This is a genomic window from Pandoraea commovens (assembly GCF_902459615.1).
Classification (GTDB): Bacteria; Pseudomonadota; Gammaproteobacteria; order Burkholderiales; family Burkholderiaceae; genus Pandoraea; species Pandoraea commovens.
Window position 1 is genome coordinate 553,623 of the sequence record NZ_CABPSA010000002.1, and the last position, 16,700, is coordinate 570,322.

The window sequence follows — 16,700 nt, forward strand, 5'->3', positions numbered from 1 at the left end:
TCGGTTGTGTGCATGACGCCTGTCGGGCGACGTCTCTCGATGAAGACGGCGAACTTGGCGAATGCACGTGTGTTTCGTTTAAGCCTCTTTTTTATCGAATTTGGACTAAGCGGAATCCCATGATTCGCTCATTGAGATCGACGAACACTTCGACCGAAAACAAAAACGGCAGAGCGTAGGCTCTGCCGTTTTGCGGGTGACGCATCGATGCGTCGAAGGCGGTGCGGAGGTGCTAGCTCTGCATGAGCCGCTTCTCGCGCGCCACGCTCATGAGAATGCCGACCCCGAGGCCGAGCGTCACCAGCGCCGTGCCCCCGTAGCTCATGAACGGCAATGGCACCCCGACCACCGGCAGAATGCCGCTCACCATGCCCATGTTCACGAAGGCGTAGGTGAAGAAGATCATCGTGACCGCACCGGCGAGCAATCGTCCGAATAGCGTCGCGCCGCTCGCCGCGATCATCAGGCCGCGTGCGACCAGCAGCAGATACAGCAGGATCAGCACGCCCTCGCCGATCAGACCGAACTCTTCCGCGAACACGGCGAAGATAAAGTCGGTGTGCTTCTCGGGAATGAATTCGAGGTGGGCCTGTGTGCCCTTGAGCCAGCCCTTGCCGGTCGTGCCGCCGGAGCCGATGGCAATGACCGACTGAATCGTGTGGAAGCCCTTGCCGAGCGGATCGGACGTTGGGTCCAGCAGCGTGCACACGCGGTGCTTCTGGTAGTCGTGCAGGATGTGCCATTCGACATCCGGCTGACAGATCTTGTCTTCCAGCGCGAGGATCGTGCCGATGCCGATGACACCGGCAATGAGCACCGGCAAAATCAGCTTCCACGACAATCCGGCCAGATAGATGACGTACAGACCGGCGGCCGCCACGAGCAGACCCGTGCCGAGGTCGGGCTGCTTCGCGATCAGCCCGACAGGCACGCCGAGCAGCGCGATAGCCGCCAGGTAGTCGAACCAGCGAATATTGCCTTCGCGCTTCTGGAAGTACCAGGCCAGCATGAGCGGCATGGCGATCTTCATGATTTCGGACGGTTGAATCACCATACCGACGTTCAGCCAGCGCTTCGCGCCCTTCTTCGTCAGACCGAACATCGCCACTGCAATGAGCAGCGCCACCCCCGCTGTATAGAGCGGCACGGCGAACTTCATGAGGGTCTGGGTGGGCATCATCGCCAGCACCCACATCAGGATGAAGGTCAGCACGATGTTGCGGATCTGGTCTTCTACGCGGCCGGGGACGTCGATGCTGGCGCTGTAGAGCGTGACCAGTCCGACGCAGAGCAGCAGGAAGACGATCAGCGCGAGCGGCTTGTCGAAGGCGGCGAACAGGCGCTTGACCTGTTCTTTCCACGTGTGTTTGTCGAGCGCCATCATGGCGTTCCTCCTTGCCCGCGCTGTGCGCGGATCGCGGCACGGTGACGTGCTTCGTCGGCGACGGTCGGGCTTACGGCGGGCTTTTGCTGAGGGGGGGGCGGCGTCTGAGGTGTCGCAGGTGCCGCCGCCGGGGCCGACGCCTTGCCGCCTGCGGCGCGCGGTGCGGCGTTGGCGGCAGTGGCCGCCGATGCGCCCGGTGCCACCCGCGACACGGTCGTCGTGGTAGCGCCTGCGGTGCGGTCGAGTTCGGCGGCGCTGGCCGGCGGTGCGTCCGGTGCGGCAGAGACCGCTGATGCGGCACCTGCACCCGACGCGGCAGCTTGCAGTGCGGCGGCTTCGGCTGCGCGCTCCTTAGGTTCGTCGATCAGGTAGTAGTCGAGCAGACGTCGCGCGACCGGACCGGCCTGTGCGCCACCCCAACCGGCGTTCTCGACGATCAGCGCAATGGCGATCTTCGGATCTTCTGCCGGGGCGAAGGCGATGAACAGGGCGTGGTCGCGCTTGAACTCGGGAATCGCGTTGTGGTTGTACTTCTCGTTCTTGCCGAGCGAATACACCTGCGCCGTGCCCGTCTTGCCGCCTGCATCGTACGGTGCGCCGGCGAACGCCTGACGTCCCGTACCTTCCTTGATCACGCCGACCATCGCCCGTTTGACGAAGTCGATGTCCGCCTGCTTGTACGGCAGACGCGCACTTTCATGCGGCACGGTCAGCTGGCGCGCATGCGACACGGGATCTTCGACCGCCTTCACGAGGTGAGGCTTCATCACCACGCCGTTGTTCGCCAGCGTGGCCGTGGCGTGCGCGAGTTGCAGGATCGTGAACGAGTTGTAGCCCTGTCCGATGCCCAGACTGATCGTCTCGCCGTCATACCACTTCTGTTGCGCTGGCTTCTTGTACGCCTTGCGCTTCCATTCGGTCGACGGCAGGATGCCACGTGCTTCGCCTTCGATGTCGATGCCCGTCAACTGACCAAAGCCGAGCGGTGCCATGAAGTCGTGAATGGCGTTCACGCCCAGATCGTGCGCGAGCATGTAGTAATACGTGTCGTTCGAGACCACGATCGAGCGGTACATGTCGATCCAGCCCTGACCGTTGCGCACGTCGTTGCGGAACGTGTGGTTGCCCAGCGTGAACGAGCCCGTGTCCTGGAAACCCCAGTTCGTCGTGCGCTTGCCGAGTTCGAGCGCGGCGAGCGCCATGAACGGCTTGTACGTCGAACCGATCGGATAGGTGCCGCGCAACGGACGGTTGAGCAGCGGCCGGTCGGCCGAGGTGTTCAGAGCGTCCCAGTTCTGCTGGTCGATGCCTTCGACGAACAGGTTCGGGTCGAAGCTCGGTGCGGACACGAAGGCGAGCACGTCGCCGGTCTTAGGTTCGATGGCGACCACCGCACCGCGACGTCCGGCGAAGGCCTGTTCGGCGACCTGCTGGAGTTTGATGTCGATGGACAGCACGAGGTTGTCGCCCGGCGTGGCCGGGGTGCGCGAGATGGTGCGCACCGGACGGCCCCCGGCGGTCACTTCGATTTCCTCGAAACCGGTGATGCCGTGGAGCTGCGTCTCGTAGCTTTGCTCGACGCCGATCTTGCCGATGTAATCGGTGCCCTTGTAGTTGTTGACGTCGCGGCGGATATCGTACTTGGCGCTGTCGCTGTCGTTCTCTTCGCTCATCGCGTCGATACGCTGACGATCGCGCTGCGAAATCCGGCCGATGTAGCCGATCACGTGCGCGGCCGTCTCGCCGAGCGGGTATTGACGGAACAGGCGCGCGTGCACGTCAACGCCGGGGAAGCGGAAACGCTGGGCAGTGAAGCGGGCGACTTCCTCGTCGGTCAGCCGCGTGCGGATCGGCAGGCTCTCGAAGCTCTTGCTGTCATCCATCAGCTTCTTGAAGCGGGCGCGGTCGCGCGGCGTGATCTCGATCACGTCCGACAGATCGGTGACGAGGTCTTCGAGCGGACGGCCGATCTTCGACGGCGTGATTTCGAGCGTGTAGGCGGAATAGTTGCGCGCCAGTACTACGCCGTTACGATCCATGATCACGCCACGGTTGGGCACGATGGGCGCGAGCGAGACGCGGTTTTCGTCGGCTTGCAGGGCGTACTGGTTGTGACGGAAGACCTGCAGATAGACGAAACGCACCGCGAGCAGGCTGAAGCAAATCAGCACGAAAAACGCGGCCGCCGTTACCCGCAGGTGAAACGTCTGCAGTTGTTGCTGGGGATTCTTGAACTCGGTCATGCTGGCTGGGCGGGGCTCGTAGGTGCGATCTGAGGGCGGGAAGCCCGTCAGATCGGACGCGTATCGTCGCGGTCGACGGCGCGTTTCTGCGGCGCCAGCAGCAAGATACTGATCACCGGCCAGAGCACAGCTTCCACGAAGCTGGCCGCGAGCGGCCACCAGCCCGGAAATGCTGCGCCGGTCGCCAGACGAATGATGAACGGCACCACGTGCGCGAGCAGCAGCAACGGCAGCACCGTGAGCGCCTGACCGAGCAGCGTGAAGAACAGAACGCGGCGGTGAATCATGATCGCACCGTACGACAGCAGCGTGTAAGCGAGCGCATGCTCACCCAGCAGCCCGGCGTTGTGCACGTCCATGAGCAACCCGACGAGAAACGCCACGCCCATGCCGACCTTGCGCGGCTGGTGGATGTTCCAGAACATCAGCACCAGCGCGACGAAGTCGGGCATGGCGGGGGCGTGCCCCCACGGCATCAGGTTGACCAGAAACGCCACCACGAGACTGAGCGCGATGAAGTACGGATTGACCGGCAGCAGGATGTATTGCGGTCGTGGCATGTGAATTCCTCAATGACCCTTGCGGGCGCCCGGCGCGAGCTTCGGATCGGCACGCGTGCCGCCCTTCGGCGCGGGTTTCGCGCCACTGGCCGACGGATCGGAGGCGCGTGCGAGATCGGCCGCGGCGTCCGGATGCAGCGCCAGCGGCGTGGTGTATTGCAGGACCAGCACCTGACGCTGGCTGCGCAGATTGGCCACCGGCTGACACAGAATGCGCGCGAACGCGGTGTCCGACACCCGGTCGACCTTCGTGATGCGTGCGACCGGCAGACCGGCGGGGTACACGCCGTCCAGACCGCTGGTGGCGATTTCGTCGCCGACCTTCACGTCGGCCGACAGCGGAATGAAGCGCAGATCGAGCACGTCGCCGCGCAGGCCACCGTAAATCACGCTGTGCACGCCGCTGCGCGTGACCTGCACCGGCACGGCCTGTTCCTTGTCGGTCAGCAGCGTGACTTCGCTTTGCATCAGGAACACGCGCGAGACCTGACCGAGCAGGCCTTGCTCGGTGACGACCGGTGCGCCGAGCTTGACGCCGTGTTTCGTGCCGCGATCGATGACCACGCGTTGCGTGAACGGATCGCGCGTGTCGTATTCGATTTCTGCCGGGATACTGGGGACGGGCAGACGCTCGCGTAGGGCCAGCATCTGGCGCAGATGTTCATTCTCGGCCACCAGCTGGTTATTGCGCTGTGCCTGGACGGAGAGTTCGAGATTGCGCGCGCGCAGCGTGCCGTTTTCGGTGGTGAGCTGCGATTCGGTCGAGAAGAATCCCGCTACGCCGAGAATGGCGTCGCGCGGCAACAGCATCATGCGTTGCACGGGATAGAGGGCGGTGCCGACGACGCTTCGCACCCGCTCCAGCGTGTTGTAGTGCGAGTCGACCACGAGCAGGCCGATGGCGAGCGCGACGAAACAGATTAGCCGGGCCAACGCCGACGGTCCCTGTTTGAACAGTGGCGGCGGACTGTACTGCATGGTGGGCCCTTCAGGGAAGCACGCGCAGCGAGACGCTGCGGTGCGCGAGTGGTGTCAGTCGGGCGCGACGAAGCGGCGTGACAAGCGGCATGACGCCTGACTCCGTGCGCGAGATCTTGCTGCGCGGTCTGTCGTACCGGGCGAGGTGTGTTGGGAAATGTCCCACCGCGCCGGACGACGAACCACGCACGTTGGCTTACTCGTAGGAGAAGATGCTGCCGAGCTTGTCCATGCGCTCAAGCGCCATGCCCGAGCCACGCACCACGCAGGTGAGCGGGTCTTCGGCGACGAGCACGGGCAGGCCGGTTTCTTCGGCGAGCAGACGGTCCAGATCGCGCAGCAGCGCACCGCCGCCCGTGAGCATCATGCCGCGCTCGGCGATGTCGGCGCCCAGTTCCGGCGGCGTCTGCTCCAGTGCGATCTTCACCGACGACACGATCTGGTTGAGCGGATCGGTCAGGGCTTCGAGGATTTCGTTGCTGGAGATGGTGAAGGCGCGCGGAATCCCTTCCGAGAGGTTGCGGCCCTTGACTTCCATTTCCTTGACTTCCGAACCCGGGAAGGCCGAGCCGATTTCCTTCTTGATCGCTTCGGCGGTCTGTTCGCCGATCAGCATGCCGTAGTTGCGGCGGATGTAGTTGACGATGGCTTCGTCGAACTTGTCGCCACCGACACGCACCGAACCCTTATAGACGATGCCGCCCAGCGAGATCACGCCCACTTCGGTCGTGCCACCGCCGATGTCGACAACCATCGAGCCCGTGGCTTCCGAGACCGGCAGACCGGCACCGATGGCAGCGGCCATCGGCTCTTCGATCAGGTACACCTGCGAGGCGCCGGCGCCGTGCGCGGCTTCCTTGATGGCGCGACGCTCGACCTGGGTCGAACCGCACGGCACGCAAATGATGATGCGCGGTGACGGCGAGAACAGACGCGACTCGTGAGCCATCTTGATGAACTGCTTGATCATCTGCTCGGTCACGGTGAAGTCGGCGATCACGCCGTCCTTCATCGGACGAATGGCTTCGATGTTGCCCGGGACCTTGCCGAGCATCTGTTTGGCTTCTTTACCGACGGCCTGAATCGTCTTCTTACCGCTCGGGCCGCCTTCCTGACGAATGGCGACAACCGAAGGTTCGTCGAGAACGACGCCCTTGCCGCGCATATAGATCAGGGTGTTGGCCGTGCCCAGGTCAATGGCCAGGTCGTTGGAGAAATAGCTGCGAAGAAAACCGAACATGCAAAATCCTGTGTTTGCTTGAGGCCGCCCAATGCGTTTGACTGGGACGGCTGCCTGTCGTCTGGGTTCCGGCCTGTTCGCAAAAAAATCGCCAGGCGCCACGCGGCGGCTCGCGAAACGTGCGGACAAACCGAGGAATGCGGTACCGGGCAGGAGGCGGGGCTGCCGTTAAAAAATCCGTCGCGTCAGGGTCTTCCACTGGACTGCGCGATCGTCTGTCGCGCCCCCCGGACTGGCCGTGGCCCACCTGCGCGACAGCGGCGGAGGGTGCAAAAACACGCTCCGACGCAAATTTAATGCGCAATGATACCTTATAATTTCGCAGGTTTTGCAGGAAAAACGAGCACGTTGACGCCACATTCGACCCCCGGGGCAAACTCGCGGGGAGCCTCGCGGTGCGGCGTGTCCGACGTCCTGCGCAGTGCAGTGCACGGAGTAAAACGGCAGACGGGCACGACCTCGTTCGCAGATTCTCCGCATTCTGTCCCTAATTTTGGCGGCAGGCGTGCATTCGGCTGCTCTCCAATGCGCATTTTTTTGGGATTTCTTCATGGCTTTGAATCTCTCAGACGTCAAACGCATCGCTCACCTCGCGCGTCTCGAGCTGGCCGATGACGAGGCGGCTCACATGGAAAAGGAGCTCAACGGCTTCTTCGCGCTCGTCGAACAGATGCAGTCGGTCGATACGACGGGCGTCGCACCGCTCGCGCATCCCATCGAACAAATTCAGGAAGTCGCTCAGCGCCTGCGCACCGATGCAGTGACGGAGCTGGTCGATCGCGAGGCGAATCAGCGTCCGGCACCCGCCGTGCAGGACGGCCTCTATCTGGTGCCGAAGGTCATCGAGTGAGTCCCGCGCGAGACGCGAACGCTGTCCGATGGGACATGCGCGTCTCATGCACCAGGGGCCTCATGCCTTCCGCCTTCATGCGCTACCCAGTCAAGCCGCCATCATGGAACAAGATCTGATTCATTTGCAGGATTTGCGCGCCGCGCTCGACGCCAAGCGCGTCTCGAGCGTTGAGCTGACGCAGCATTATCTGGACCGCATCGCCGGTGCCGCCGATCTGAACGCCTTCGTGCATGTCAATGCCGAAACCAGTCTCGCGCAGGCGCGCGCGGCCGACGCCCGCATCGCTGCCGGTGACGGCGCGAACCAGCCGCTGCTGGGCATTCCCGTCGCGCACAAGGACGTGTTCGTCACGCGCGGCTGGCACAGCACCGCCGGCTCGCGCATGCTCAAGGGCTACGACAGCCCGTACGACGCCGCTGTCGTCGAGCGTCTCTCGAACGCGGGCATGGTCACGCTCGGCAAGACCAATATGGATGAGTTCGCCATGGGCTCGTCGAACGAAAATTCCTACTACGGACCGGTCAGGAACCCGTGGGACAAGCTCGCCGTGCCGGGCGGTTCGTCGGGTGGCTCGGCAGCGGCCGTCGCTGCGCGCCTCGCACCGGCGGCGACCGGCACCGACACCGGTGGCTCGATCCGTCAACCGGCCGCGTTCTGCGGCGTGACCGGCATCAAGCCGACGTATGGTCGCGTATCGCGCTACGGCATGATCGCGTTCGCGTCGTCGCTCGATCAGGGCGGCCCGTTCGGTCACAGCGCGGCGGATTGCGCATGGCTGCTCAACGGCATGGCTGGCTTCGACGCCCGCGATTCGACCAGTCTCGAACGTGCGGACGAAGACTTCGCGCGCGGTCTGGGCAAGCCCCTGGACGGCGCAACGGCCGACAAGCCGTTGGCCGGTCTGCGCATAGGTCTGCCCGCCGAATACTTCGGTGACGGTCTGGACGCCGACGTGCGCGAGTCCATCGACAACGCGCTTGCCGAGTTCGAGAAGCTGGGCGCCGTGCGCGTGCCGGTGACGCTGCCGAAGACGGAACTCTCGATCCCGGTGTACTACGTGCTCGCCCCGGCAGAAGCGTCGTCCAACCTGTCGCGTTTCGACGGCGTGCGCTTCGGCCACCGCGCGGCCGAGTACCGCGATCTGCTCGACATGTACAAGAAGTCGCGTGCCGAGGGTTTCGGCACCGAGGTCAAGCGCCGCATTCTGGTGGGCACGTACGTGCTCTCGCACGGCTACTACGATGCCTACTATCTGCAAGCGCAGAAGATCCGCCGTCTGATCGCGCAGGACTTCCAGAACGCGTTCGCGCAGTGCGACGTGATCATGGGGCCGGTCGCGCCGTCCGTGGCGTGGAACCTCGGCGAGAAGAGCGCCGATCCGGTGCAGATGTATCTGGCCGACATCTACACGCTGTCGGTGAGTCTGGCGGGTCTGCCGGGCATGAGCCTGCCGGTCGGCCCGGGACGCAACGCGCGCCCGGTCGGTCTGCAAATGATCGGCAATTATTTCGACGAAGCCCGCCTGCTGCAAGTGGCCGACGCGTTCCAGCGCGCGACCGACTGGCACAAGCGCGCTCCGGCGGGCGTCTGATCATGAGCCGCCAGCGCATGCAACGCGACATGACGGCTCCCGCCTCGACCGGCGCACGCACGGCGTCGCGGGTGTCTCGCGGACTGATGCTTGTCGGCATGGTGCTCACACTCGCGTCATGCTCACTGCCGTTCTCGCGCCCGACGCCCATCGCCTATCGAGAAGTCAACCTCTCGGGTTACTGCTCGCAGACCGACGAAGACGGTTTTCGCGAACAGGCGACGCTCAAGGTGCAGGGCAACGCGGTGCAGGCGCTGGACTGGCGTCTGTGGGTCGGCAGCCGTGGCAGTTGCCACTTCAATCTGGCGAACTTTCACCAGACGCAGTGGAAGCCGAGCATCGAGCTGCGCGCGAACAGCGGCAGTTGCAAACTGCTCATCTGGCAGGACCCGGGCAACGTGACGATCGGCCACGCGAACTGCGAGGCGTATTGCACGGGCGACGTCTACGACAACGCATGGCCGGTGAGCTTCGATCCGCAGTCGGGCGCGTGCGCACGCGACACGCGTAGATAAGTCCGGGCCAGCGCTGGCAGGTATCGACAACGTCGACGAACAGGAACAGGCCGCACCGTCACCTCAGGGGAATCTGAGAGACGGGTGGCAGCAAAGGCAGGGCGACATGCGCCGTGCCGACAAGTTGAGACAAGGGTGAACCTTATGCAATGGGAAGTCGTTATTGGTCTGGAGACGCACACGCAGCTCTCCACCGCTTCCAAGATTTTCTCGGGCGCATCGACGCAGTTCGGCGCGGCCCCCAATACGCAGGCATGCCCTGTGGATCTGGCGCTGCCGGGCGTGCTGCCGGTGCTCAATCGCGGCGCTGTCGAGCGTGCGATCGAGTTCGGTCTGGCCATCGGGGCGACGATTGCGCCGCGCAGCATCTTCGCGCGCAAGAATTACTTCTATCCCGATCTGCCCAAAGGCTATCAGATCAGCCAGTACGAAATTCCGGTGGTGCAGGGCGGATCGATGAAGATTCAGGTCGAAGCCGACCCGCGCACCGGTCGCGAAGCCTATGAGAAGGTCGTCACGCTCACGCGTGCTCACCTTGAGGAAGACGCGGGCAAGTCGCTGCACGAAGACTTCGCAGGTATGACCGGTATCGACCTGAACCGTGCTGGCACGCCGCTGCTCGAAATCGTGACGGAGCCGGAAATGCGCAGTGCGGCCGAAGCCGTGGCGTATGCCAAGGCGCTGCACGGTCTGGTGGTGTGGCTCGGGATCTGCGACGGCAACATGCAGGAAGGCTCGTTCCGTTGCGACGCCAACGTGTCCGTGCGCCCGGTCGGTCAGAAGGAATTCGGCACGCGCGCCGAAATCAAGAACCTGAACTCGTTCCGTTTCCTCGAAGAAGCGATTCAGTACGAAGTGCGTCGTCAGATCGAACTGATCGAAGACGGCGGTACGGTGGTGCAGGAAACGCGTCTGTACGATCCGGACAAGAAGGAAACGCGTTCGATGCGCAGCAAGGAAGACGCGCACGACTATCGTTACTTCCCGGACCCGGACCTGATGCCGCTCGTGATCGACAGCGAATGGGTCGAGCGCGTGCGTGCGTCGTTGCCGGAACTGCCTGCCGGTATGCAGGCGCGCTTCGTACAAGCGTACGGTCTGTCGGACTACGACGCTGCTGTGCTCACGCAATCGAAGGCGCAGGCTGCGTACTTCGAGGCGGTGGTCGCCAAGGCTGGCAAGGCAAGCGCCAAACCCGCCGCCAACTGGATCATGGGCGAACTGTCGTCGCTGCTGAACCGCGAAGACATCGGCATCGACGTCAGCCCGGTGTCGAGCGCACAACTCGCCGGTCTGCTCGCCCGTATCGCCGACAACACGATCTCCAACAAGATCGCCAAGGAAGTCTTCCAACTGATGTGGGAAGAGCGCGCGACCGACGAAGGGGCCGCCGACCGCATCATCGAAGCCAAGGGCCTCAAGCAGATCACCGACACTGGCGCGATCGAGAAGATCATCGACGAAGTGCTGGCGGCGAATGCCAAGTCCGTCGAGGAGTTCCGTGCGGGCAAGGAGAAGGCGTTCAACGCGCTGGTCGGCCAGGCGATGAAGGCCACGAAGGGCAAGGCGAACCCGGCGCAAGTCAACGAGCTGCTCAAGAAGAAGCTCGGCGCTTAAGATGCAGGGACTGACAGGCCGAAAGGCCTGAAGGGAAGAAGGGCGCGGTAGCCGGATCGGCACCGCGCCCTTTTTTTATGGCCCCCGCAATTTGCGCCATACTGCCAACTAACTTTTCACGCAGGAGTTGGCGATGTTCGAGAAATACCGCGTACCGTTCGGCAAGAAGCTTGACCTCTCAAGCTTCGACCCTGCCGACAAGCCGTTCTCCGGCGACAACAAGGACGACGACAAGACGCGCCTGGCCGAGCTGGCGATAAAACTCGACGAATTGCAGACGATCCTGCACGCCAACAGCAAACATCGTGTCCTGCTGGTGCTTCAGGGGATGGACACCAGCGGCAAGGACGGCACCATTCGCGCGGTGTTCCAGAACGTCGATCCGCTGGGCATCCGCGTGGCCAACTTCAAATCGCCCACGCCCATCGAACTGGCGCGCGACTTCCTCTGGCGCGTGCACATGGTGGTGCCGGCGGCGGGTGAGCTGGCGATCTTCAACCGTAGCCATTACGAAGACGTGCTCATCACGCGGGTGCACGACTGGATCGATGCGGACGAGTGCAAGCGCCGCTACACGCATATCAATAACTTCGAGCAGCTACTCGTCGACAACAACACGCACATCATCAAGTGCTTCCTGCACATCTCGTCGGAGGAGCAACGCAAGCGGCTTCAGGAACGCATCGACGATCCGAACAAGCATTGGAAATTCGAGCTGGGCGACCTCAAGGAACGCAGCTTCTGGCCGCAATACACAAAGGCCTATGAGGCGGCTTTATCGGCGACCTCGACGGAACACGCACCGTGGTATATCGTCCCTTCCGACTCAAAACGCCACCGTAATCTGATGGTGGCAGAGTTGCTGGTGCACGCGCTGAGCGAGCTGAAGCTGACGTATCCGCCGGGCAGGCCCGAGTTGACGGGCATGAAGGTGGAGTAGTGAGGAAATGCGGCAGTGCAGCGCCGCAGCGAACATAACAACGGACAAGCAGTGAACGGCCGCGGTAAGTCACGGCTGTTTTATCAGTAGAAACAGGCGCGACCGGGAGGGCGGGGGCTCGACCGGCGTCGCATGGGGAAACGGGGAAGAAGATGAGTGACGAGAACGCCCGCCGGCCGTTGCCGGGGGACGCGGCTGCCCACGGGCACGGCGGCCAGCCGGGCAGCGGCGCGAAGGGTACGAAGGGAACAAAGGGTTCCCGTCGCTGGGTCGTAGGTCTGGTCGCCGTGTCGATCATCGCTGGCGGCGCTACGTGGCTGCGCTCGCGCGGTGCCGAGAAGACCGTGAAGACGGCAGCTGCACCGTCCGTTACAGCCGCGAGCGTCGAAACGCGCGACGTCCCTGTCCGGCTCATCGCCAACGGCACGGTCACGGCGCGTCAGACCATCGACGTTCGCCCGCAAATCTCCAGCACCATCCGTCAGGTGCATATCAAGGAAGGCGATTTCGTCAAAGCCGGGCAGCTGCTGTTCTCGCTCGATGCCCGCATGGACGAAGCGAACCTCAAGAAGGTGCAGGCGCAACTGGCGAAGGACGAAGCCGATCTCGCCAACGCACGCCGCACGCTCGCGCGCACCAAACAACTGATCGCCGAACACTTCGTCTCGCAAAGTGCGCTCGACACGGCGCAAAGCGGTGTGGACAGCCTTACCGCGCAGGTGGCCGCCGACCGGGCGGCGATTGCCGCGAGCCAGGTGGCGGTCGACTACAACCAGATCCGTGCGGGCATCGATGGCCGCACCGGCGCGATCAACGTGCATCCGGGCAGTCTGGTGACGCCGGGGGGCGCGGCGCTCGTGAGCATCACCCAGCTCGATCCGATCGACATCAGCTTCACGCTGCCCGAAGGGGCGCTGGCCGAATTGCAGGCAGCGCGTGCGGGCGGCCCGGTCGCCGTGACAGCCACGCTCGGGACCACGGGCGTGAACGTCACCGGTCAGCTCAGCTTCATCGACAACGCGGTGGATTCGCAGACGGGCACGATTCGCCTGAAGGCCGCCTACGACAACCGGGACGCGAAGCTGTGGCCCGGCATGTATCTGAACGTCGCGGTCATTGGCCGTGTGCTCAAGCAGGCGAGCGTCGTGCCGCCGCAGGCGGTGCAGACCGGGCCGGACGGCAAGTTCGTCTACGTGATCGGCGACGACGGTAAGGTCAGCGCCAAGCCGGTCAAGGTCGGCTACGTGGAAGCGAAGCTCGCGGTCGTCGACGGCGTGCCCGCCGGGGCGAAGGTCGTGCAGGAGGGCGCAGAAAACCTGCGTCCGGGTAATAAGGTGACGATTGTGGCGTCGCGCGAAGACGGTGCCGGTGTTGGTGCTGGCGGCGGCTCAGGGAAAGCGCCATGAACCTCTCAGAACTCTGTATCCGCCGGCCGGTCATGACGATCCTGCTGTGCGTGGCGGCCGTCGTCGCGGGTCTGATCGCATACGGACAGATTCCGATTTCCGCCCTGCCCAGCTACAACTCGCCGGTGATTCAGGTCACGGCCACGCTGCCGGGCGCGAGTCCGGAGACGATGGCCGCGTCGGTCGCCGCCCCGATGGAAAAGCAGTTCTCGACGATTGCGGGTGTGGCGGTCATCAGTTCGACCAACACGCAGGGCACCACGTCGATCATCATCGAATTCGACAGCGACCGCGATATCGACGCGGCGGCCGTCGACGTGCAGGCGGCGCTGTTCCGCGCGCAGCGCAAGCTGCCGGTGGAGATGACGACGCCGCCGTCGTATCGCAAGGTCAATCCGGCCGATGCGCCGATTCTGTTCCTCGCGATGAACTCGCCGTCGATGTCGCTCGCCGAGCTCGACGACTACGCGGAAAACCTCGTCTCCCCCACGCTCTCTACGCTGCCCGGCGTGGCGCAGGTGCTGATCTTCGGCCAGAAGCGCTTCGCTGTACGCGTGAAGGCCCGCCCGGACGCGCTCGCCGCACGCAAGCTCACGCTCGACGACGTGGCACGCGCACTCGCCTCGGCCAACGCGAACAGCCCGGTGGGTACGCTCGACGGCAGCCGTCAGACGCTGACCATCGAGGCCAACCGTCAGATGACGAAGGCCGACCAGTTCGCGAACCTCATCATCGCCAGCGTCAACGGCAGCCCCGTGTATCTGCGCGACGTGGCCGATGTGCAGGACAGCGTCGAATCGGTGAAGACAGGCAGTTGGGTCAACGGCGAGCGCTCTATCGTGCTCGCGGTGCTGCGTCAGCCCAATGCGAACACCGTGGCGACGGTCGATCAGGTGAAGGCGGCGCTGCCGCGTCTGGCCGAACAGATGCCGCAGTCGATTCAGGTCAAGCTGCTCAACGACCGCTCGGTGTCGATTCGCGAGTCCATCGACGACGTGCAGTTCACGCTCGCGCTCACGGTGATTCTCGTGACGCTCGTGATCTTCCTGTTCCTGCGCCGTCTGGCCGCCACGCTCATTCCGGTGATGTCGCTGCCGGTGTCGCTGATCGGCACCGTCGCGCTGATGAAGGGCATGGGCTACTCGATCGACAACATCTCGCTGCTGGGCATCACGCTTGCCGTGGGTCTGGTGGTCGACGACGCCATCGTCATGCTCGAGAACATCGTGCGGCATATCGAGAACGGCGTGCCGCCGTTGCGCGCCGCGCTCGTCGGTTCGCGCGAAATGGGCTTCACGATTCTCTCGATCTCGATTTCGCTGGTGGCGGTGTTCATCCCCATCTTCTTCATGCCGGGCGTGATCGGGCTGATGTTCCATGAGTTCGCGGTGGTCGTGTCGCTGGCGATTCTGGTGTCCGCGGCGGTGTCGCTCACGCTGATTCCGATGTTGTGCAGCCGCTATCTCAAGCACGAGCAGGACGAAGGCCTCGGCCTGCGCGCCACGCAGTGGTTCGAGGACGGCTTCGTCTCGGTGCAGGATGCCTACGTGCGCAGCGTCGATTGGTGCCTCGCGCATCGCAAGTGGGTGATCGGCGCGGCGGGGGCCACGTTCATTGCAACAGGTGTGCTGTTCGCCACGATCCCAAAGGGCTTCTTCCCGAGTGAAGACATCGGGCAGGTGCAGGTGACGGCCGAAGGCGCGCAGGACATTTCGTTCACGGCGATGTCGGCGCTGCTGCGTCAGGCGGGCGACATCATCCGTGCAAATCCGGCGGTGGGGACCGTGATCGTGTCGGCCAACGACAGCAATCAGGGCCGCATGTTCATCAACCTGAAACCGCACGGCGAGCGACCGCACATGAGCGAAGTGCTCGAAGAATTGCGGCGCGACGTCAAACAGGTGCCGGGCCTGAACGTCTACTTCAATCCGGTGCAGAACCTGCAACTGGGCGGCAAGCAGAGCAAGAGCCGCTATCAGTATGTGATGCAGAGCGTGAAGCCGGGCGAGATGCAGTTGTGGTCCGACCGGCTGATGAACCTCATGCGTGCCGATGCGATCTTCCGCGACGTGACGACGGACGCACAGATGAAGGGCTTGCAGGCGCAACTGACCATCGACCGCGACAAGGCGAACACGCTGGGTGTCGCCATCGGCGATATTCGCAGCGCGCTTTACAGCGCGTTCGGCGAGCGTCAGGTGTCGACGATCTACACGCCGAGCGACAGCTATCAGGTGATTCTTCAGGCGGACGACAACGACCGCCGCGACGAAGGCGCGTTCGACAAGATCTACGTGCGCGGGAAGGGCGGTGCGCTGGTGCCGCTCTCGGCCGTGGCGACCGTCGAGCGCAAGATGGGGCCGGTGTCGGTCAACCATCAGGGCCAGTTGCAGGCCGTTACGCTGTCGTTCAACCTTGCGCCGGGCGCAGCGCTGGGCGACGCGTCGAAGAAGATCGTGGGCTTCCAGCAGCAGTTGGGCTTCCCGCCAAGCATCATCACAAGCTGGGGCGGCGATGCGGCCGCGTTCCAGAAGTCGCAATCGAGTCAGGTGGTGCTGCTGGTTGGCGCGTTGCTGGTGATCTACGTGCTGCTCGGCGTGCTGTACGAGAGCTACATCCATCCGATCACGATTCTGGCCGGTCTGCCGTCGGCGGCGGTCGGCGCGTTGATCACGCTGCGTCTGTTCGGCATGGACCTGTCGCTCATCGCGGTGATCGGCATTCTGATGCTGATCGGTATCGTGAAGAAGAACGCCATCATGATGATCGACTTCGCGCTCGACGCGCAGCGCAATGGCGGCATGACGCCGCTTGAGGCGATTCGTCAGGCCTGTGCGCTGCGTTTTCGTCCGATCATGATGACGACGCTGGCGGCGCTCATGGGCGCGTTGCCGATTGCGCTGGGGCTGGGGGCGGGGGCGGAGCTGCGCCAGCCGCTCGGTCTGGCTGTGGTCGGCGGGTTGCTGTTCTCGCAGGTGATCACGCTCTACATCACGCCGGTCATCTATCTTTATCTCGACCGCTTCGCCGGTAAGGGGCCGCTCGTGCTGCCCGGCGACAAGGCGGCGAACGACGGTGGTGGCAAGCACGATGGCAGCGACGACGGCAGCCACGACGCCACCGACATCCATGTGCACAAGACCAGTCACGCCCACTAAGCGTTGACGAAACCGACGGCGCGCAGCGGCATCTTCTGCCCATTGCGCGCCATCGACCCTCCTCTACGGCGCCACGCCCCCTCCCGTTTGCCACGCAAGCCATGCAAATTGGCTTGTGAATCCGCTGATTCCTGACGTTTGCGCACACTTTTGTAGGCCCTTTGTTTGCGTTTGGTCACATTCCTATTTTTCATTTGATGTAGCCGACGGCGTCC

12 protein-coding genes are annotated in these 16,700 nt (G+C 63.7%); 7 read left to right on the top strand and 5 right to left on the bottom strand.

Translation table 11 applies throughout. The annotated features are described in order from the left end of the window. Positions 1 to 232: 232 nt before the first annotated feature. The 5 genes from rodA to PCO31010_RS08685 form a co-directional block, all read right to left on the bottom strand. Positions 233 to 1,381, bottom strand: a complete 1,149-nt coding sequence (gene rodA, locus PCO31010_RS08665) for a rod shape-determining protein RodA (RefSeq protein ID WP_150664196.1) — start codon at positions 1,379 to 1,381, stop codon at positions 233 to 235. Then, positions 1,381 to 3,627: a penicillin-binding protein 2 gene (gene mrdA / locus PCO31010_RS08670; RefSeq protein WP_150663896.1), complete on the bottom strand. Its 2,247-nt coding sequence runs from the start codon at positions 3,625 to 3,627 to the stop codon at positions 1,381 to 1,383. The genes rodA and mrdA overlap by 1 nt, the downstream gene beginning before the upstream one ends. Positions 3,628 to 3,674: 47 nt before the next feature. Next, positions 3,675 to 4,187: a rod shape-determining protein MreD gene (mreD, locus tag PCO31010_RS08675; RefSeq protein WP_039394706.1), complete on the bottom strand. Its 513-nt coding sequence runs from the start codon at positions 4,185 to 4,187 to the stop codon at positions 3,675 to 3,677. A 9-nt stretch (positions 4,188 to 4,196) separates the two neighbouring features. After that, complete coding sequence (gene mreC / locus PCO31010_RS08680; RefSeq protein ID WP_150663897.1) at positions 4,197 to 5,165, bottom strand: rod shape-determining protein MreC; 969 nt, start codon at positions 5,163 to 5,165, stop codon at positions 4,197 to 4,199. A gap of 196 nt (positions 5,166 to 5,361) precedes the next feature. Further along, positions 5,362 to 6,405: a rod shape-determining protein gene (locus tag PCO31010_RS08685; protein WP_010805637.1), complete on the bottom strand. Its 1,044-nt coding sequence runs from the start codon at positions 6,403 to 6,405 to the stop codon at positions 5,362 to 5,364. A gap of 550 nt (positions 6,406 to 6,955) precedes the next feature. Here PCO31010_RS08685 and gatC point away from each other — a divergent pair. From gatC to PCO31010_RS08720, 7 genes are all read left to right on the top strand, one after another. Then, entirely contained in the window at positions 6,956 to 7,255 is a 300-nt protein-coding gene (gatC, locus tag PCO31010_RS08690) for an Asp-tRNA(Asn)/Glu-tRNA(Gln) amidotransferase subunit GatC (RefSeq protein ID WP_039394713.1), read from the top strand. A 103-nt stretch (positions 7,256 to 7,358) separates the two neighbouring features. Continuing rightward, a complete protein-coding gene (gatA, locus tag PCO31010_RS08695) occupies positions 7,359 to 8,849 on the top strand; it encodes an Asp-tRNA(Asn)/Glu-tRNA(Gln) amidotransferase subunit GatA (protein ID WP_150663898.1) in 1,491 nt (496 codons plus the stop codon). Positions 8,850 to 8,935: 86 nt separating this feature from the next. Further along, on the top strand, positions 8,936 to 9,364 hold the full coding sequence (locus PCO31010_RS08700) for a hypothetical protein (protein WP_246184539.1): 429 nt from the start codon (positions 8,936 to 8,938) through the stop codon (positions 9,362 to 9,364). A gap of 144 nt (positions 9,365 to 9,508) precedes the next feature. Further along, complete coding sequence (gatB, locus tag PCO31010_RS08705; RefSeq protein ID WP_150664198.1) at positions 9,509 to 10,981, top strand: Asp-tRNA(Asn)/Glu-tRNA(Gln) amidotransferase subunit GatB; 1,473 nt, start codon at positions 9,509 to 9,511, stop codon at positions 10,979 to 10,981. Positions 10,982 to 11,114: 133 nt separating this feature from the next. Then, complete coding sequence (locus tag PCO31010_RS08710; RefSeq protein ID WP_150663899.1) at positions 11,115 to 11,921, top strand: polyphosphate kinase 2 family protein; 807 nt, start codon at positions 11,115 to 11,117, stop codon at positions 11,919 to 11,921. Positions 11,922 to 12,073: 152 nt separating this feature from the next. After that, positions 12,074 to 13,327: an efflux RND transporter periplasmic adaptor subunit gene (locus PCO31010_RS08715; RefSeq protein ID WP_150663900.1), complete on the top strand. Its 1,254-nt coding sequence runs from the start codon at positions 12,074 to 12,076 to the stop codon at positions 13,325 to 13,327. Next, positions 13,324 to 16,485: an efflux RND transporter permease subunit gene (locus PCO31010_RS08720; protein ID WP_150663901.1), complete on the top strand. Its 3,162-nt coding sequence runs from the start codon at positions 13,324 to 13,326 to the stop codon at positions 16,483 to 16,485. The genes PCO31010_RS08715 and PCO31010_RS08720 overlap by 4 nt, the downstream gene beginning before the upstream one ends. The last annotated feature ends 215 nt before the right edge of the window (positions 16,486 to 16,700 follow it).